This is a genomic window from Prevotella sp. RM4, from assembly GCF_000701965.1.
Classification (GTDB): Bacteria; Bacteroidota; Bacteroidia; order Bacteroidales; family Bacteroidaceae; genus Prevotella; species Prevotella ruminicola.
Genome location: NZ_JNKG01000008.1, coordinates 213,664 through 234,115, shown reverse-complemented (window position 1 = coordinate 234,115; position 20,452 = coordinate 213,664). Strand labels below are relative to the sequence as shown.

Annotated in this window: 13 protein-coding genes; 7 read left to right on the top strand and 6 right to left on the bottom strand. The window is 48.2% G+C overall.

Translation table 11 applies throughout. The annotated features are described in order from the left end of the window. Window positions 1-187: 187 nt before the first annotated feature. Entirely contained in the window at window positions 188-2,233 is a 2,046-nt protein-coding gene (locus T499_RS0107005) for an Ig-like domain-containing protein (RefSeq protein ID WP_033150364.1), read from the bottom strand. 371 nt (window positions 2,234-2,604) lie between these two features. Here T499_RS0107005 and T499_RS0107000 point away from each other — a divergent pair, with 371 nt between their 5' ends. The 7 genes from T499_RS0107000 to T499_RS0106970 all read left to right on the top strand — a co-directional run bounded on the left by T499_RS0107000 (window position 2,605) and on the right by T499_RS0106970 (window position 11,228). Next, window positions 2,605-3,222, top strand: a complete 618-nt coding sequence (locus T499_RS0107000) for a fumarylacetoacetate hydrolase family protein (protein ID WP_033150363.1) — start codon at window positions 2,605-2,607, stop codon at window positions 3,220-3,222. Between the two features lie 36 nt (window positions 3,223-3,258). Continuing rightward, on the top strand, window positions 3,259-6,399 hold the full coding sequence (porU, locus tag T499_RS0106995; protein WP_033150362.1) for a type IX secretion system sortase PorU: 3,141 nt from the start codon (window positions 3,259-3,261) through the stop codon (window positions 6,397-6,399). Between the two features lie 88 nt (window positions 6,400-6,487). Continuing rightward, window positions 6,488-7,630, top strand: coding sequence for a type IX secretion system outer membrane channel protein PorV (porV, locus tag T499_RS0106990; protein ID WP_091861247.1), 1,143 nt, complete (start codon window positions 6,488-6,490; stop codon window positions 7,628-7,630). Between the two features lie 53 nt (window positions 7,631-7,683). After that, on the top strand, window positions 7,684-8,163 hold the full coding sequence (ispF, locus tag T499_RS0106985; protein WP_028906791.1) for a 2-C-methyl-D-erythritol 2,4-cyclodiphosphate synthase: 480 nt from the start codon (window positions 7,684-7,686) through the stop codon (window positions 8,161-8,163). Between the two features lie 410 nt (window positions 8,164-8,573). Then, the gene (locus tag T499_RS0106980; RefSeq protein ID WP_033150360.1) at window positions 8,574-9,848 is read left to right on the top strand and encodes a glycosyltransferase family 4 protein; all 1,275 of its coding nucleotides are present in this window, start codon (window positions 8,574-8,576) and stop codon (window positions 9,846-9,848) included. Continuing rightward, window positions 9,845-10,423 carry an LbetaH domain-containing protein gene (locus T499_RS0106975; protein ID WP_033150359.1) on the top strand — a complete coding sequence of 193 codons (579 nt, stop codon included), beginning with the start codon at window positions 9,845-9,847 and terminating at the stop codon, window positions 10,421-10,423. The genes T499_RS0106980 and T499_RS0106975 overlap by 4 nt, the downstream gene beginning before the upstream one ends. Window position 10,424: 1 nt before the next feature. Further along, the gene (locus T499_RS0106970; RefSeq protein ID WP_033150358.1) at window positions 10,425-11,228 is read left to right on the top strand and encodes a glycosyltransferase family 2 protein; all 804 of its coding nucleotides are present in this window, start codon (window positions 10,425-10,427) and stop codon (window positions 11,226-11,228) included. Between the two features lie 4 nt (window positions 11,229-11,232). On the opposite strand, the gene T499_RS0106965 is transcribed toward T499_RS0106970, so the two are convergent. The 5 genes from T499_RS0106965 to T499_RS0106945 all read right to left on the bottom strand — a co-directional run bounded on the left by T499_RS0106965 (window position 11,233) and on the right by T499_RS0106945 (window position 20,272). Further along, window positions 11,233-13,053: an alpha-amylase family glycosyl hydrolase gene (locus T499_RS0106965; RefSeq protein ID WP_369793373.1), complete on the bottom strand. Its 1,821-nt coding sequence runs from the start codon at window positions 13,051-13,053 to the stop codon at window positions 11,233-11,235. 117 nt (window positions 13,054-13,170) lie between these two features. Next, complete coding sequence (locus T499_RS0106960; protein WP_033150357.1) at window positions 13,171-14,520, bottom strand: Outer membrane protein SusF domain-containing protein; 1,350 nt, start codon at window positions 14,518-14,520, stop codon at window positions 13,171-13,173. A 20-nt stretch (window positions 14,521-14,540) separates the two neighbouring features. Further along, window positions 14,541-15,599 (bottom strand): SusE domain-containing protein, encoded by a 1,059-nt coding sequence (locus T499_RS14150; protein ID WP_081358044.1) that lies wholly within the window; start codon window positions 15,597-15,599, stop codon window positions 14,541-14,543. Window positions 15,600-15,633: 34 nt separating this feature from the next. Then, window positions 15,634-17,223 (bottom strand): RagB/SusD family nutrient uptake outer membrane protein, encoded by a 1,590-nt coding sequence (locus tag T499_RS0106950; RefSeq protein WP_033150356.1) that lies wholly within the window; start codon window positions 17,221-17,223, stop codon window positions 15,634-15,636. A gap of 19 nt (window positions 17,224-17,242) precedes the next feature. After that, the gene (locus tag T499_RS0106945; protein WP_033150536.1) at window positions 17,243-20,272 is read right to left on the bottom strand and encodes a SusC/RagA family TonB-linked outer membrane protein; all 3,030 of its coding nucleotides are present in this window, start codon (window positions 20,270-20,272) and stop codon (window positions 17,243-17,245) included. Between the last annotated feature and the right edge of the window lie 180 nt (window positions 20,273-20,452).

The window sequence follows — 20,452 nt, the reverse complement described above, 5'->3', positions numbered from 1 at the left end:
TGTGGAAGATGGTAGCGGGGAGCGAGGTTTAATTGAACTATATAAGTAGATATCCTGATCTAGCCAAACATACATCTCGCTAGATGTAGGGTTTTATAAAGCCCCGCTACCTGTGTGGAGCGGTAGCGGGGCCGGGTCATCTAATTTTTGACTAAACTAATTTATTTGTTTAACCTAAACTGTGATATTACTCAGATACCTTGTTTCTGATGTACTTAGGTCTCTCAGGACCAGTAATCGCGGTATAGTTTGTACCATCAGTACTGCCTTCGAATGTGCCAACCAAAGCACCGCTTACTGCGTGATGATCTGGGCTTTCTGCATAGAACTTACCACCAGAAACCTCAACATCACCCTTAACAGCAAATACAGTACCAGCAGGACCATAAACTTTCAGATCACCACCAGTCATTTTAACCTTAGTGTCTTGTTCTGCGGTTGCAGTAAACCCTACAATTTGACCGACGGCATCGGTTGTAGGACTACTTGTGCCGACAACAATAGTTCCATCACTAATATTCAGAGCATTTGTCTCGATTCCTTTAAAGTTAACTGTTCCATCAGTCTTGTTAATGGTAACAGATCCAATCTCAGTCAACGTTCTTGCAGCAGTTGTCTTAACCTTTTTAAGTGTAAGACCCGTAATGGTAGCCATATCATCAATAGGAGTTTCACTAATGACAGCTGTTCCAATATTTGTCAAAACACCTATAGAAGTAGCATTATCGATTGTAAGAGTTCCAACCTTATTCGCAGCACCTGCAGCACCGATAGCGCCTACAGAAGCCTTGGTAATAGCTAGAGTTGTAATGCCCTTCAAATCGTCTGCACTTGTACCTTCTGAAATGGTAACAGTTCCAACATTAGTCACATCATCTACATCTGGAGTACCTGTTGAAGCGACCTTAGTGAGGGTAAGAGCTGCAAATTTTTCAACATTCCAAGCAGTACCATCAGTAATATTAACATTTCCAGTACCTGTACCAACCAAATTCTTGATTGAACCATTAATAATGTTAACATTTTCAACAGCGTTAGCAGGAGCACTTATATTAACTCCACAAATATTAACCTCTTTGAACTCCTTAATGTTTGCGAATGTGGCAGCACCGGTTGCAGGTGTTACACCAGTCTTTTTCTGTGCAAAGAAATTCAGCTTATAATTCTGCGCTGCACTTTCATCCATAACGTCCTTTGATGTGCTAAAAGTAAAAGCATTATTCAGGATGATATTAACATCGCCCTTAACTCGAATATTATTATTAAAACCAGCTAAATTACGATCAACATAATACCAACCAGCATCAAGAGTTACATCAGTTGTTAAGAAAGCAGTCTTTCCTGCATTCATCAGCTTGTCACTCAGATCGGTATACTTCTGGCCAGCATAATCCTTGAACAAGGTCTCACGGATTTCAGAACCATCAGCTTTATAACCAGCAATGTAAGCAACACCTGGCTTTACCTCTACAACAAATGTATCAGTCTCCAACTGATCACTGAATGAAGTTATCTCGAAGCCATCAGGTACATCAGTTTTTGCAGCAATCTTTGCGATAACTTTTGCCATACCAGTTTTGCCACTAAGAGTAATTTTTCCGCCTGCTGTTGAAGAAATAATACCATTAGGATCAACTGTTGTGGGATCACCCTTTTTATTAGGAACCGTAGTATAAGTCAAATTCAGTCCTGTTGTACCCAATGCAGGCCATACATCCAAAACCTCAGTCAAGTCGATGGAGGTAGCCTCAACGGCAGGTGTAGCAGTTGGATCAGCTGGTACAAAATCAGCAACATTGAGAATTGCTGGTTTAGCATCCTCAGTAAGAGCGATACGAGCGCGATAGTCCTTAACCTTTACAGTGAAGCTCTCTTCAGCCTCCTGATAAGTCTGCTTACCGTTACTATCCAAACCTGTGGCCTTAACGATAATCTGACACTCACCTTCGCCTACACCTGTAATCTTACCATTAGCATCAACGGTAGCCACCTTCTCATCAGATGAAGAGTACACAAGCTGTGCACCGGTAGCAGCAATACCCTTACGGATAAAGGTTGCCTTCTCAGGATGAGCAGCATGCAACTCAAGGTTAACAGCAGCCTGACTAACAGTTAAGTGCGATGGAATGGGATTGTCAACGTCACCAAACACATCGTCACAACTTGCAATTACCAGAGGAGTGCAGATCAGAACAGCTGCCTGCATCAGGCTCTTAAAATTGTTCTTTTTCATAAGCTTTAAAGTTTTAAGTTAATAAATTAAAAGAATATCTATCTTAAACAAACTATATGTTTTTTTATTATTGGTAAATAATGTACGCGTTCGGAAGAGACGCGTACCTATCTAAAGGAATTTTCTTTTATGATGATTAGATTTTCTCATACATTCCAAATTGTCTTAGACTGTTCTAAACTTTTTGGCAAATATAAGTAAAGTTTTAGATATACACAAACCTTTCGACTATTATTTATCGTTTTTTAACACTTTTATTGCTTCGTCCCAATTTTCACCTCTTTTATATATATGGACCAAATAAGCATTAAAGTCGAAAAAGTTGCGTTTTATTTGGATATTCACTGAATTTACACTATCTTTGCAGCCATATGAAGATATTTGCTATTGGCATGAACTATGCCGCACATAACCAGGAGTTACACGGGACGCTGAAGCGCCCTGATGAGCCTGTGATATTTACGAAGGCCGATTCGGCGATACTGAATCAGGGTAAGCCATTCTTTATCCCCGACCATCTGGGTCGTATCGATTACGAGACCGAGGTGGTGGTACGTATCTGTCGTTTGGGCAAGAACATCCCCGAGCGTTTTGCCCATCGCTACTACGACGCTGTGACCGTAGGCATCGACTTTACAGCACGCGACCTGCAGCGCAAGGCCAGCGAGGCCGGACAGCCCTGGACCATCTGCAAGGGATTCGACGGCTCGGCAGCCATCGGCGAATGGGTGCCCAAAGAGAAGTTCATGGATCTGCAGGCACTGCACTTCCATCTGGATATGAACGGACAGACCGTTCAGGAGGGTTGCACCAGCGATATGCTGTATAAGATAGATGAGATTATTGCCTACATATCGCAGTTCTTTACCCTGAAAACAGGCGACATACTCTACACCGGCACACCCGCTGGCGTGGGTCCCGTAAAGATTAACGACCGCCTGGAAGGTTGGCTTGAGGAACGAAAAGTGCTTGACTTTCATTGCAAGTAACGCAATAAAACACAGCTCTTTACGTTAATACATATAGTGAAGACCATCAGCACGTTACTTTCAGTGCTGCTCATGATAGCCTTAGGCACCACGGCCAAGGCACAAGGGCGGTATGCGGAACACTCGGTGCTCCGCGAGGGTAACTGGGCAAAAATCAGCGTTGCCGAGAGTGGTTTTTACGAACTAACAGACGGATTGGTTAGAAAAGCAGGGTTTAGCGATGCCAGCCACGTAAAAATATACGGCTATGGCGGCGCGCTGCAACCCGAGCGCCTGACAGGCGATTACCTGACGGCTAACGACGACCTGAAAGAGCTGCCCACCTGCACCATGAACGGTAAGCGGGTATTCTATGGCGTGGGGCCGGTTAACTGGTATAATAAGGAATCGCTTACGCGCACGCGCAACCCTTATGCTGATTACGGTTATTATTTCCTGACGGAGAGTGAGGACGAGCCACTGACTACCGACAGCGCCACCTTAGTTGGCCAGCACTACCCCGCCAACCACGATTACCACCAGCTGTACGAGGTGGATAACTATGCCTGGTACCACGGCGGGCGCAACCTGTTTGATAAAACACTCTACACCATCGGCACACCACAGACTTACAAGCTGAAGGCCACAGGCAGCACAGGGCGCATAGGCATAGCCCTTACAGCCGATGCCGACTACGAGGCAACCATCAGCGTAAACGATTCGGTGATAGCCACCATTAGTAAGAAAATCACATTAGACAGCTATACCAAGGCCGACGAGCAGCTGTGGCAGTACGACCTGCAGAACCTGAAGGCCGAGAACACCATCAGCATTACCCAGACCGCTGGCGGCAACCTGCGGCTGGACTACATCGACTTGCAGCACGCTGAGCCTGCCCCCATCACCATCGGCGAGCCCACCTACGTGTATCGCATCACCAATCAGGATCACCATGCCGATGCCGCCACCGATATGGTGATTATCATTCCCACCAGTCAACACCTGTTGGCACAGGCCGAACGCCTGAAAGCCCACCATGAGCAGCACGACGGGCTGCGCGTAACCATCGTACCAGCCGACGAGCTGTATAACGAGTTCAGCAGCGGCACCCCCGATGCCACTGCCTACCGCCGCTATCTGAAAATGCTGTACGACCGTGCCACCACACCAAACGATAAGCCGCGCTACCTGCTGCTGTTTGGCGATGGCGCTTGGGACAACCGCATGCTCACCAGCGAGTGGAGCGGCTATAATCCCGACGACTATCTGCTGTGCTACGAGAGCGAGAACTCGTTCAGTCAGGTAAACTGCTACGTCAGCGACGATTTCTTCTGTCTGTTGGATGACGAAGAGGTGATACAAACCACCAACGGCAACAGCACCACCTATGCCGGCAAGCCCGATGTAGCTGTTGGTCGTCTGCCTGCCCGCACCCCAGACGAGGCGAAGACACTGGTGGATAAGATTATCAGCTACGCCCAAAACGAATATGCCGGTCCTTGGCAGAACGAGATATGCATGATGGGCGACGACGGCAACGACAACTCGCACATGAAGACCGCCGACAAGGTGGCCACGATGATAGAGAGCACCTACCCCAACTACAATGTAGATAAGATTTACTGGGATGCCTACCAGCGCACCTCGTCGAGCACGGGCTATAGCTACCCTGACGTAACCCGACTGATTAAGCAGCAACTGCAGAACGGCGCACTGATGATGAACTACTGCGGGCATGGTGCCGCCTATGCCATGAGTCATGAACTGGTGATGAAGCTGACCGACTTTGAAAGTCAGCAGAGCAACTACCTGCCACTGTGGATGACAGCCTCGTGCGACATCATGCCCTTCGACGGACAGGAAGAGAACATCGGCGAGACCGTGATGCTGAACAGCAAAGGCGGCGGCATTGCCTTTTTTGGCACCACCCGCACCGTATATGCCACCTATAACGAGGTGATGAACCTGGCCTTTACCAAACATGTGCTAACCCCAGGCATGGCTATCGGCGAGGCCGTACGCCTGGCCAAGCGCGAACTGGTAGAGAAAAGCAGCGACCTGACCTGCAACAAACTGCAATATACCCTGTTAGGCGACCCAGCCCTACAGCTGAACACGCCCCGACAAAAAATGGTGGTAGATAGTATTAACGGTATGCCTGCTACCCAGGGCATTAAACTGGCTGCAGGTTCGATCGTAAAGATAACCGGTCATGTAGAACTGAACAACGAGACCGACACTGACTTTAACGGTATCGTGACCCTGTCGGTACGTGACGCCGAAGAAACCATCACATGCCGATTGAACGACCGATCGAGCACTGGAGCCGACAAAGCTTTTGTGTATCAGGACCGCACCAACTACCTGTATCGCGGTTCGGAGAACGTAACCGAAGGTGTTTTCCACTTCACTTTCGCTATCCCCAAGGATATCAGTTATACCGACGGCAGCGGCTTGATGACGCTCTACGCCATCAATGTCGATAAGACGCGCTCGGCCCACGGCGAGAACGAGAGCTTTGAGTTGATAGGCAGTAGCACAGCACTGACAGATTCCATTGGCCCGTCGGTTTACTGCTACCTGAACTCGAAAAACTTTAAGAACGGCGGCAAGGTAAACACCACGCCATACTTTATAGCCGAGCTTTATGACGACAGCGGTATCAACGCATCGGGCAGCAGCATCGGTCACGACCTGGAGCTGATTATCGACGGCGACATGAACCAGACTTACAACCTGAACAACTATTTTGAGTACGACTTTGGCGACTACCGCAGTGGTAGCATCGGCTTTAGCATACCCGAACTGAGCATCGGCACCCATAAGCTGCTGTTCAGAGCTTGGGACATTCTGAACAACTCGACCACCACTGAACTGCTATTCGAGGTGAGCGAGGATACGGGAGCAGGCGAATTCAACGTTACCTGCACGCAGAACCCAGCCAGCACCAACACCCAGTTTGTGATTACCCACGACCGCCCTGGCAGCGAACTGAAGGTAACACTGGATGTGTTTGACTTGGGCGGCAGACAGCTTTGGCGACAGACCGATACTGTAATGGCAACTAACGACACCGTGACGGTAGACTGGAACCTGAACGTAGCAGGCGGCAGCCGACTACACACAGGTCTGTACCTGTGCCGCCTAACCCTGAACGATGGCGATAGCCAAACCATCAAACTATTGATTAAACATTAAAGATTAAACATTAAAGATTAAACATTAAACATTAAAGATTGAAAAATTGAAGAATATGGAAGATAAAGGACGTATACTAAGGTGGGTGATGGTGACACTATTCACTATTCACTATTCACTTTTCTCTGCTTCGGCGCAGGACGAGAAGAACGCGATGTTCAACCCCGTAGAGCATGCCGTGATATCGCAGACGATTGCCCCCGATGCCCGTGGCGCCGGTATGGGTGATGTGGGTGCGGCTACTGATCCCGACGTGAACTCACAGTATTGGAACCCCGCCAAATACCCCTTCTGTATCAGTCGTGCAGGTATCGCCCTGAACTATACCCCATGGCTGCGCCAGTTGGTAAATGATATCGACCTGGCCTATCTGGCAGGCTACTACCGCATTGGCGACTATTCGGCCATCAGCGGTTCGCTGCGCTATTTCTCGCTTGGCGAGGTGTTTGCCAACGATGGCATGACAGTTAAACCCTACGAGATGTCGTTTGATGTGGCTTATTCGATGATGCTGAGCGAGAAGTTCTCGTTGGCTGCCGCTATCCGTTGGATATACAGCGACCTGCGCTACGACTACAGCGAAGACTCGAAACCCGCCTCGGCCTTTGCCGCCGACCTGGCGATGTACTATAACAACTACGTGATGCTGGGCAGCAGAGAGTGCCAGTTGGGCATTGGATTGAACATGTCGAACATAGGTAGTAAGATTAGTTACTACGGCGACGATGAGAGTCAGTTCCTGCCCGCCAACCTGCGCCTTGGTGCCTCGCTCATGGTGCCCATCGACGAGTACAACCGCTTTTCGATAGCCGCCGACGCCAACAAACTGCTGGTGCCCACCGTGCCCCGACAGGAAGAGGGCGAATCGAACAGCGACTACCAGGACCGCGTGCGCCGCGAGTATAGCGACATTAGTGCCATCAGCGGTATCTTCAAGAGTTTTGGCGATGCCCCGGGCGGACTGAGCGAAGAGTTGAAGGAGATACAATGGAGCGTAGGTGCCGAGTACGTGTACCACGATCAGTTTTCGCTGCGCGCCGGCTACCACCATCAGGCCGAGTCGAAAGGTAACCTGAAATATTTTACCGTGGGTGGCGGCTTTAAGATGAACGTGTTTTCGCTGGATGTGGGCTACGTGATATCAACAGCACGCAGCAACCCACTTGACCAGACACTGCGTTTCTCGCTAACGTTTGATATGGACGGTATTAAGGACCTGTTCAGACATTGAACATTAAAGATTAAACATTAAACATTAAACATTAAAGATAAAACATTGAGAATATGAAGATTAGAGTTGGTATGGGCTTTGATGTCCATCAGTTAGTAGAAGGCCGCGACCTTTGGATGGGCGGCATTAAGTTAGAACATAGTAAGGGATTGTTAGGTCACAGCGATGCCGACGTGCTGCTGCATGCTGTGTGCGATGCGCTGCTGGGCGCTGCCAACATGCGTGATATCGGCTACCACTTCCCCGATACCGCTGAGTTTACCGACGGTATGGACAGTAAGGTTATCTTGAAGAAGACCATCGAGCTGATAGCTACCAAAGGTTATAAGCTGGTGAACATTGATGCCACTATCTGCGCCGAGCGCCCAAAGATGAACCCACACATCCCCGAAATGAAAGCCTGCATGGCCCAGGTGATTGGCTGCGACGAAGATGATATCTCTATCAAAGCTACCACTACCGAGAAACTGGGCTTTACCGGTCGCGAAGAAGGTATCTCGGCTTATGCTGTGGTGCTGATTGAAAAGGCATAAAAAGAGTGATGCCACAACCCTCACGAGCTGTGGCATCACAAAAGCCTATGTTTAACTAAAAATCCTTTTCGTATAAAAAAGAAATTTTCAGCCCACAAGGGCCAAAAATTTGAAAGTTTAAAAGGGAGCTTCACAGCGACCTCCAGTTATCCCACTGTTGAAAACTTTCTTTTACCAATAACTAAAAACCTAAAACTATAAATATTACTACTAACCTAAAACAATCTAATCTATTAACCTTTTGACGGGTGCAAAGGTACGACGTTTTTTCGAATCTCACAAGTTTTTCTGCGTTTTAAGTGTATAATTACACGTTAATCTTGATTTATATCAAGTCTTGTGCACGGACACAACATATATTTACGTATTTTCACTTGGTTTTAACAAAAACTTATTGTACCTTTGTCCCCATGAAAATACTCATAGTAAATACAAGCGAGCGTACAGGCGGGGCTGCTGTAGCAGCCAACCGCTTGATGAAGGCTCTTAATAATAGTGGTGTAAAAGCCAAGATGCTGGTACGCGATAAGGAATCGGATACCCTGACGGTTGCCCAACTCCCTAAGTCGCCTATGAAGCGCTGGCATTTCCTATGGGAGCGACTGGTGGTGTTCTGCCATCTGCACTTCAGCAAGCAGCACCTGTTTGAGATCGACATCGCCAATGCAGGAACCGACATCACCAACATGCGCGAATTCCAAGAGGCTGATATCATCCATCTGCACTGGATTAATCAGGGCATGCTGTCGCTCAACAGTATCCGTAAGATTCTACGTAGCGGCAAACCTGTGGTATGGACCTTGCACGATATCTGGCCAGCCACCGGTATCTGTCATTACACCCGTGGCTGTGGCTACTTTAAAATGGCCTGCAAGCAATGCCAGCTGTTGCCTGGTGGCGGCTCGGCGAACGACCTTTCGACCGCCATCTGGAACCAAAAGCAGAAATTACTGAGCGAGCACCACATATCGTTTGTGGCTTGCAGCAAGTGGTTAGAAGGTGAAGCCAAGAAGAGTGCCTTGCTACAGGGACAGCATATCTGCAGCGTACCCAACCCAATTGATACGCACATCTACCACCCCGAAGATAAGCAGCAGGCCCGTCAGCGTTTGGAGCTGCCAACCGATAAGCGCATCATACTGTTTGTGTCGCAACGTGTTACCGACGACCGCAAGGGCATGGCCTACTTTACCGATGCCATCAACCGCTTGGCAGAACAGCATCCAGAAGCACGCGAGAACACGGTGATAGCCATCTTAGGCGGACACTCGGAGGATGTAGCTCCCCAGTTGGCACTGCCCGTTTATCCGTTAGGCTATGTAAACGACGAGAAACGCATTGTGGATGTTTACAATGCAGCCGACGTGTTTGTGCTGCCATCGCTTGAGGACAATCTACCTAACACCATTATGGAAGCCATGGCCTGCGGTGTGCCCTGTGTAGGATTCAGGGTGGGCGGCATTCCAGAGATGATCGACCATCAGAAGAACGGCTATGTGGCCCGTTTCCGCGATGCCGACGATCTGGCTACAGGTATCAACTGGGTGCTTAGCAATACCGACTATGCACAACTATCGCAGCAAGCCGTACATCAGGTTAACATGAGCTACTCACAGCGCAGTGTGGCCTCGAGATATATCGAAGTGTATAATCAGGCTATGGCCTACAAGCATTACAAGATATGAATCCATTGACTCAAGCCGTGATACTCTCGACCTCAACCCTGCGCATGATTCCACATATCATATTATATATGGCGAATCGCAGTAAGATAGCCCCCGATTTAGAGAAGTACTCTGCCGATGGCAGTGGCATTGGTGCCTTTATCAAAGTATGCACCCGTCAGAAGGTGTTCCGCAACCTGTTTTATTACCGCTTGGGCGAGTATGTATCGGTATTCATCAAATGGATGCTTCCCCCCGATCCTACGCTCCACATCTGGTGCCCAAGCATCGGACCTGGTGCCCACTTTGAGCACAACTACGCCACCTACCTGAATGCCGAGCGTATAGGTAGCAATTTCTATTGTCTGCAGCTGGTAACATTAGGCAACGACGGCAAGATGCAGCGTCCTATCATCGGTGATGATGTGAAGATATTTACCGGCGCCACCGTTTTTGGCGGCATCACCATCGGCAACCATGTAACCATCGGTGCCGGCGCCGTGGTATCCAAGAACGTACCCGACAACTGCACCGTCGTCGGTAATCCCGCCTACATCGTTAAGAAAGACGGACAGAACTGTAAGATTGAATTATAATATGAGTGAGATACGAATTACATACGTTACCATTACCTATAATGCAGCCAAGGTGCTGAAACGTACACTCGACAGTGTGCTTGAGCAGGATTATCCCAACATCGAGCACCTGATTATTGATGGTGCATCGACAGACGATACGCTGAAACTGGTGAACGACTACATTGCCCAATCGAATGCAGCCGAAAACGGCCATCAGATTCAAGTAACATCAGAGCCCGACAAGGGTATCTACGATGCTATGAACAAAGGTCTGAGATGCCTCACAGGCGATTACGTATGTTTTCTGAATGCCGGCGATTTCCTGCCTGCACCAGATATCGCCAGCCGCATAGCGCTGGCAATAACCAACACCAACCACCCATCACCCAACACCTCGCAACTGCCAGCAGTTGCGTACGGCGACACCGACATTGTGGATGGCGAGGGGCATTTCCTGCACCACCGCCGACTGGCACCACCCGAACGCCTTACGTGGAAATCGTTCCGCCAGGGCATGCTGGTATGCCATCAGGCTTTTTATGCCCGCGCCGATTTCGCCATTGCCACACCTTATGATATGCAGTACCGCTACTCGGCCGATGTTGACTGGTGTATCCGTGTGATGAAAGCAGCCGCCAAAGAGAATGTGCCCCTACTGAACCTGCACATGGTAGTGGCCAACTACACCCAGGAGGGACAAACAACGCTCCACCACCGCGAATCGCTCATGGAGCGATACCGAGTGATGGAGCATCATTACGGACGCGTGCAAACCTTGCTACTACACTGTTGGTTTGCCGTCCGCACGTTTCTCAAATACTAACTAACTATCTTACTATGAACTTTTGCTTATTAATAATGTAAACCCCAGGCTTCAACGAACTCTTGGTGGTGCCTACCTGTCGGCCCTGAAGATCGAAGACGGCATGCTCGGCAGGCTGACCTGTCATATCGATATGGCGTATAGCCGTGGCTGTTACAGTGGCTTTCAACCCGTCTTTACCAAAGTAGTAGCCGCCGTTGGTATAATTCATATTACCTGTCTGCATACCACCACCACTAAAAATAATGTTATCGGGATTTACTGAACCTGTTACAGTCCACTTCCAAACGCTGTTACCATTATCGGCAGTACCCAATTTGGTGGCAGAAACACCAGGCCAGTCGGTGCCGAGGTAGTCTTTGCCATCACCATTGTTCATCCAAGCCCAAACAAATATCTGACTACCCCATGAGACAGGTGCCTCGAAGAAAGCACAGCGCTCACCCTCTTCTATTGTACAGAAAGTAGGAACTCCAGCGTATTCACCATCTTTCTCTTCCTCGGTCTTGATCTCTGGATACGTAATAGAAGCGGGGTCGATATCGCTGACATAATATACATAATGATAACCGCTAATTGCTTTCTTCCATTCACTGCCCTTGGGGGTGTAACCAGCAGCGTTGGTGCCCACCACAACAAGCAGCTTACCCTTCGTACCAGTTGTCTGTACGGCATAGTAGTCTTTATTAGAAGCCATATTCGTATAAGCGCTCGTATTGGTGATGCCAACAGCCTTACGTACAGTAATCATATTGGCAATCTCCTGCTTATAGGCCTTCCAATGCGTCAGGAACACACAAGGTGTGCCAGGCATAGCCAACATATAGGCATTGGCAGCCAAGGTATCTTTTTTTATAGGATCCTGAGCGGCATTAGCACGCTTCTCGGTATCGTGATTCTCTACGAATGTTACAGCATACCGGCTATAGCTAGCATTCTCGTAATTCTTACTAATGAGCGGATAGTTGTGGTATTCTACCTTGTCCTTGGTGTAAGTGCCATTATCCTTACCCAGCATGGTCCAATCGTTGTTATTGATGGCATTACGAACGGTATAACGGAACTGAAAATCGAACGCAGCACTTGTTTTGCCAGCCGCATCAATCCAGTCCTGTATCACCTTACTGGCATCCCAGCATTCACCAACCGAAAAAGAGGGTTTACTGTCCTCGTTATACATCTTAGTGTACATGCCAGCATAGCCTTTTACCATATCGTAACGGAAACCTGTGTAACCCAGATCGTTGAGCAAGAACTTGAGATAAGCCTTTACGTTGGTTTGCACATTCTCGCTCATATGGTCCAAATCACGCATGCCATCCCAACCTTCGCCAGTATCCTTATTAGGACCAACCTGATGACCATTCGTAGCAGCCTCATCATCGCTACAGATATCGTTATATGTAAGCTGATAAGTTACGCCATTATAGGTCTCGGCAGGAAAATCTGTCCATGACGACACATTACGACGATGGTTAATCACCACATCGGCAATGGTACCGATACCTTTTTCCTTAAACGTTGCAATCATCGAACGCAATTCGGCCTCGGTTCCAAAAGAGCTGTTATAGTTGGTGAACCAATACAGATCGTCGTATCCCATCGACTGACCGCCACAGTAACCACTCTGTGGAATCCAAACCAGGTCGAACACCTTCGAAAGGTCATCGGCCTGCTTCTTTAAACGTGTCCACTGCGAGTCGTTATAGCTATCCCAGTAGAACCCCTGTAGCATTACACCGCTATAATCCTTGGGCCAGCCCTGAGCCATGGCAGCAACAGCTACCAAACAAAATATCCATGTGGCGTAAAGTCTTCTCATCATGCTCTTTTAGTTATCTGTATTATTGAATTTGCTGCAAAGATATGAAAAAAGCCGCTTGGTTATTCTCCAAGCGGCTCATTTTATGCAAGTTATCTTATGCAATCGGTTGCACGAAGATTATTGCTTAGTCATCTTAAAGGTAGCCTTGCTATCGCAGTAAGCGAAGAGCTGGATAAAGTACTTACCAGCAGTAGCAACCTTGATGTTGTTACCACCCTGAGTAAGATTGTTCTCAGTGCCACCCCAGTTGATGTCCCAACCATCGTTAGCACGGAACTTCATCTCATCAGCAGCCAACTCTACAGTAGCTTCCCAAGCGCCAGTCTCCTTATTGTAAGTCATGTCGGTGTCGGCATCCCAGCCACCAGCCTGAGCAGGACCTACAATTCCGATAGTTGTAATCGGTGTGAGCTTATAGGTAAGAGCACCCAGGTCTACTTCAACCTTGTAATAACCAGCATCAGCACTCAGGTTACCAGCCTGCTCGGCCAAAGTTCCCTCGCTAGCGCCTTTTCCCCAATCAGGAGCATTCCAGTTGTCCTCGCCGCTACGGAACTTGAACTCACCATCCAAATACATAAAGCCAGTGTACTTACCATCGCCAGCAGGGCTATAGAGTGGAGAAGCAGGGCTACCCCATCCGTTGCCATTACCAGCCTGCCAGATGTAAGTATTGAAATTCAGAGCATCGTACTTCCAGGTCTGGTCGAGCATATTAAACTCTACGCGATAGAACTTAGCTCCTTCAACATGAGGAATCTTCAAGTCGGCGCCTGCATTATTTGTAGCGAACTTACCCTCGGTATCAGATGCTGTGAGACACTTGCTCCAGTCGCCACCAAGACCTGACTTAGGTGTTACTTTGAAGCTAATATCGCTACCTGTAGCAGGAATCAGCACCTTGAAGACAGGATTCTCATAAACATCACCACCGCCATTAGTAAGCTCGAGCGATGTATCGCTGTTATTCCAACCATTAGGTGTACCTGTGATGTAGTAAGCCTCCTCAATCTCTGGAGCATTAGGAGTAGCGGTTAATGTAGTAGAGGCTGTCTTAACAATAGAAGCACCCTTGACATTGATAGCAACACCAACCTCCATAGGAATGGTACGAGCAACAGGACGGCGACCGTAAAGACCATAAACTGCAGCCTCGAGCTCCTCGACATTAGCATAGCCTTCGGCGTCTACCTCAACAGGTGTCTGGTTTTCGCCAGACTCGTCGCTCAGTACTACTTCATACTCAGTAGCTGCAGCACCCTCAGGACCTTCGATTGTTGAGTTGAACAGCAGCACCTTATCACCGCTGATGGTAGCAAAGTCGATAGGACTTGCAGGCGAGGCAGTAAAGCTGATGCTATACGGATCCTCGGGTGCATTGCTGAACGGCTCTGCCCAATCTTTATAATCGTCGGTACAACTTGCCATCAGCAAGGCCATACCCATTAATGATAATATCTTTTTCATAATTCTACGTCGTTATTTAGTTACTCGATAACTACATGATGTTTGTTCTCACAAGAGAGATAAAGCTTGTAGGTGTGAGTACCGCCGTCGCTATTCAGGTTTGCACCATCCTGTGTCAGGTTGTCCTCAGTTCCACCCCAGTTGATAGCCCAATCGTGGTTAGCACGGAACTTGTACTCGCCAGATACTTCGCCTGTTGTGCACTCCCAATAGCCACCTTCAACATTGTAAGTCATCTCTACGTCGCCAGCCCAATCGTTGAAGCCACCGATGATACTGATGTTGGTGATAGGTGTAACGCTATAGGTCATCTCGTTCAGGTCGACAGTAATCAGGTAGAAACCTGCATCAACGCCTGGCATGTTAGAACCGCCATTATCAGCAATCTTACCATCGCCGTCGTTCTCCCAGTCATTATTCCAGTCGTTCTCGTTTGGTTTGAACTTGAACTCACCATCGAGGTAGTAGAAGCCCTTATAGATACCATCCTGGTTAGGACTGCAGAGTGCATGAGCTGTACCCCAACCGCTCTCATTACCAATCTCGTAAATATACATTGGGAATGCGGGAGCAATCTCGTCAGCAGGAACAACAATAATATTAACTGTATTAGAGTAGATAGTAGCTGCACCCTTGGTAGTAGCCGAAGCACGAACTGTAAGCGTTACAGTCTCAGGTGCATCATCACCCCAGTTACCCATGGTGTTGACAGCTGCAGCCAGTTTGGCAGCATCCATTGAACCAGAACCACCTGTAAAGGTAGCAGGCAGTGCAACGTAATCAGGAACCAGACTCTCGTTCTCCTCAGCCTCGGCAGTTGATACGGTGAAACTGCCATTGATAGAAGCCTCTAACTGGAACTCAGCCTCAACGGGGCATCCGTAATCAGGCGAAGACCATGTGAAAGGCAGTTCTGTTGATGTTTCCAGATTAACAGGCATGCTGGCATAGCCTGGAGTATTCAGCACAAATGTAGTAGGCTGACCCAGCGTTGGGTTGGAGTCGTTGTCATCGCTACAAGCGGTGAACAGGCCCACGCTGCAAAGCAGCAGTAGTGTTGACTTCAATATTGTTTTCATAATTATCAATTCTTAATTATTCATTATCAATTAATCAATAGCCAGGATTCTGAGTCAGATTTGGATTGGCTGTCAGATCCGTTGTTGGGATAGCAAAGAGGTTCTTCGTTGCGTCGAAGTTGCGGCCATTAATGGCACCACCCTTCCACTGCCATACGTAATCGCTGCTACCACCAAACTTGCCAAAGCGAACGAGGTCCATACGACGACGACCCTCGAAGTAGAACTCACGGCACCACTCATCGCAAATCTCATCTAATGAGTAGTTAGCCTTAGTGTCGGCATTAGCACGGAGACGCAGTGTGTTAATAGCACTTGCTGCCTCGGCTGTAGTAGCTCCACCGTTCAAACGAGCCAGTGCCTCAGCATAAGTCAGATAAGCCTCAGCCGAACGCATCAGGAAGAAGTCGGCATCAGGGAACTGAGCACTGCTGGTTGCTGCGCCATTAGTGGTATAGTTATTATACTTAGCTACAGCATAACCATTCTTAAAGTTGCTAGGATCGGTGTTCTCGAGTTCACGACCTCTGGTGTCGAAGATGGCGCGATCATCGCCAGCAGCCTTCACTACATCACTAGGAGCAGCCTCAGGAGCATCGTTACCAGGGAAGAACTTCTGGATGAGCTGAGGACGAGTGCGGTTACCACCCCAAGCCTCGGTTGTACCATTAACGTCTGACATGTCGGCATCGTGAGTAGAAGCGATCATGAAGAGAGAAGTACCCCAAGAGGTAGTGCGAACACCATCCTGCAGGATTGGGAATACAGCCTCGTAAGCAGCGCTTGTCTCACCATTGTCGCCCATAAACAGCATCTGGTAAGCACTCCACTTGCCAACAGCAGTGGTATTCAGCTTATAGCTTGAATCCATCACCTTCTTGGCATAGTCGGCAGCCTTCTGCCACTGAGCAGTGCCTGTGTAAACCTCAGCATTCAGATACAGACGGGCCAGCAGCAGCCATGCAGCAGCCTTGTCAACACGGCCGTAACCGTCGTCGGTCGACTTCTTTGCTACAGCAGCATTCAGCTGTGGCTCAATCTCCAACAGCTCGCTCTCTACAAAGTTGAACACTTCCTGACGTGAATACTGTACAGGCTTCTCAGAAGAGATCGAGGTCACGAAAGGAACATTACCCCAACCATCCATCAGATAGAAGTAGTTGAGCGCACGTATAAAACGAATCTCTGCTGTCATAGCGGTATTGTAGCTACCGAACTCCTGCAGATACTGATTGCAGAAAGAGATACCAGTGTACAAACGATAGTAGAAACCACGCAGCATAGGATGGCTGGCATCGTAAGTGTTATAGCAGAAGTTAGAAATACCCTCATCACCCCATCCGCAGATAGCCTCATCGGTAGTTAACTCCTGAGCGTTCCACAGCTGGCGAACATATCCTGAGGTACCACCATCGATACCGTCGACGTCGCAATCGCCGTTAGCACCACCGTTACCGGCTACAGCGATGTTTGCATAGCACTTGTTAAAGAGTGCCTCCGGCTGAATCTCTGTATTCAGGTTCGGGTCGATAGGTGTCACATCCAGATCCTTCGTACAAGAGCTGAATCCTACTGCTACGAGTAAGGCAGCTGCCGGAATGATATTTTTGATATATGTTTTCATTGTTACCTTATTTATAATGTTAGAAGTTCAGATTCAAACCAAGGATGAATGAGATAGGACGGGGGTAGAGATTGTTGTCGATACCACCGAACACTTCTGGGTCGATGCCCTTGTACTTCGTGATGCAGAATACATTAGAAGCAGTAGCATATACACGACCGCTAACGCCCTTGTAGCTACCCATTGGGAGGAGGTTCTCGAAGCTGTAACCCAGTGTGATATTGTCGCACTTCAGGAACGAACCGTTCTGTACCCAGTGGTCAGACAGCTTAGCTTCCAGATCATAGGTCTGCCAATTGTAGTCGAGTGCTGCAACAGGACGGTTGCCGAAGAAGTTGTTACCACTTGAGTAAAGCTCACCGGCACTCAGGTTAACATTACCCGACATCAGGTTGTTGAATACATAGTTACCAATGCTGGCACGGAGTGTGAAGCCGAAGTCGAAGTTCTTGTACTCCAGACGTGAGCTCAAGCCCATAGTTACAGGAGCATCAGGACTCTTATAGTAGTACTTATCAGCCTCGGTAATAGTACCATCACCATTGCGGTCAACTACCTGTCCCTCGATAGGTTTGCCTGCATTATCGTAAACCTGCTGGTAAACATAGAACGAGCTCTTAGGATGACCTACGGCATGAGCCTGAGCTGTAACACCAGTACCACCACCGATACCACCTGTTGGAACGAAGTAGCTCTTATCGTCGCCACCTACCAGCTCGGTAATCTTGTTCTTATTGTAGGTAAAGTTGTAGTCAACGGTCCAGTACCAATCCTTAGCCTGAATAGGCTTAGCACCGATGGTAACCTCGACACCCTTATTCTCCATCGATCCGATGTTAGTCATCACGGTGTTCTTGAAGTTAGAACCAGCAGCTACGTTAGCACTGTTCAGCAGGTCGGTGGTCTTACGCAGATAAGCATCGATGCTGAAAGTGATTCGCTGATTCAGAACGCCGAAGTCCAAACCGATGTTATAAGTATCAGTTGTCTCCCACTTCAGTGATGGGTCGTAAGCATCTGGACGAGCCAATGAACCATCGCCACTGATATCGTAGTAGCTACCAACACCAGTATTCATGGCATAAATAGCAAAGTAGTTGTAATCGCCAATACCATCCTGCTGACCGGTCTTACCATAGCTCAGACGAAGCTTCAGGTCAGAGAGCCAGTTGATATCCTTAAAGAACTTCTCCTCATTAATCTTATATGCGAAAGCTGCTGATGGGAAGAGTGCCCAGTGATCCTGGAAACGTGAAGAGCCATCGTCACGTACAGTAGCTGTGAACATATAACGATCCATCAGCGTATAATTAGCACGTCCGAAGAATGAAACCAGATAGTTCTCGGTCTTATAGTTGTACATCGACCAATCGTGATACTGTCCGGGCTTCTCAGCATTTGTGCTGGGATATGCTCCCCAGTAGTTGTTACGCTGTGAGCGCCAGAAGTGCTGCCACTCGTAACCTCCCATCACATCTACATGATGAATCTTTGCAAAATCCTTGTAATACTGAGCATAAGCCGAAAGGGTGAGGTTACGCTTGGTAATGCGATCCCAACCATGTGAGCCGTAATAGATAGCTGCAGGAGAAGAATTCTCAACATCTGTCCACTGCTTACCCTCTGAGACATCAGCACCTAAAGTAAGGTGGAGGCGAAGATCCTCGAAACCATGAATCTTATAGTCGGCCTCGGCATTACCGATAAACGAGCGGCTGATAGCACGGTCGTCCTTCAGCTCCAGCAGAGCCACTGGGTTGCTGGTAGCATTACGGTTTGTTGTTGTTGCCCATGAAGGATCGTTGAGTGATGAGCCAGGAACCTGCCACTCCCAGTAACCACCAAAGTTGGTAGCACTGTCGTCATGAACAGGCTTGGTTGGGTCGAAAGCAACAGCAGCACCAATAGCACCAGTGTCAGCATACTGCGACTTAGCCCACATGCCCTTGGCATTCAGGTTCAGAGTAAGGTGATCGTCGAACAGTGATGGGTTCAGGTTCACAGATGCAGTGTAACGCTTAAAGTCGGATGTCTTCAAGATACCCTGCTGATCGGTATAACCAAGAGATACGCGATAAGGCAAGTTCTTGAATGCACCAGCTACGGTTACATTATGATCGTGGCTCCATGCAGTGCGGTAAATCTCCTTCTGCCAATCGGTATTAGCATCGCCCAGAGCAGCCAAAGCCTCAGCCTCACGAGAGTTGCCGGCATAAACCTGCTTAACCAATGCACGATACTGATCGCCATCCAGTACATCAACTGTCTTCTTCTTCATACTCATGGTAACACTTCCTGAGTAGCTTACCTGAGGTGCACTACCCTTGCGGCCCTTCTTAGTGGTGATAATGATAACACCATTAGAACCACGGCTACCATAAATAGCAGTTGCCGAAGCATCCTTCAGCACGTTGAACGACTCGATATCCTGTGGGTTTACCATCGAGAGGGGGTTAGCAAGACCCTTCACACCGTTGTTATCCATAGGTACGCCATCGATAACAATCAGAGGGCTGTTTGATGCGTTCAGAGACGAACCACCACGAATACGGATGGTAGAGCCACCACCAGGGGTACCACCATCGCTGGTTACATTAACACCAGCAATCTTACCCTGCATCATTTCCTGGGCGTTAACAACCAAACCCTTGTTCTTTGTATCGGGCTTCAAAGCTGTAACCGAACCAGTCAGGTCGCTCTTTTTTACTGCACCATATCCGATAACCACTACCTCGTTAAGAACAGCAGCATCGTCCTGGAGCGTAATCACCAAACTGGGAGCAGCCTTTACCGTCTGGCTCTGATAGCCAATATAGCTCACGGTAATGTTTGCACCCTGTTCTGCCTTCAGCACGAAGTTACCGTCGAAATCAGTAACAGTGGCGGCCTGTGTGCCGTCTACACGTACTGTTGCGCCGATAATGGGTTCGCCTGTAGCATCTTTCACATGGCCTTTTACGTCAATCTGAGCAAAGGCACTTACCGACAGGAACAGACCTAAAATAAGGCCAAGCATCCTCATCGGGAATTGAATGTTTACCTGCTTCATCATTACATTTGAATTAGAGTTAATTTGTTATTGTTATATCGTTTTAAGCTTCTTGGGAGCTTGAATTTACAGTTTCATCGGTGCAAAGATAAATCAGATTTCAATAAGTTATTCTTTTTTTTGTTTAAAATTGTTATTTTCACGATGCAAACGTTTGCATAACAAAAAAGGGCTTGCATC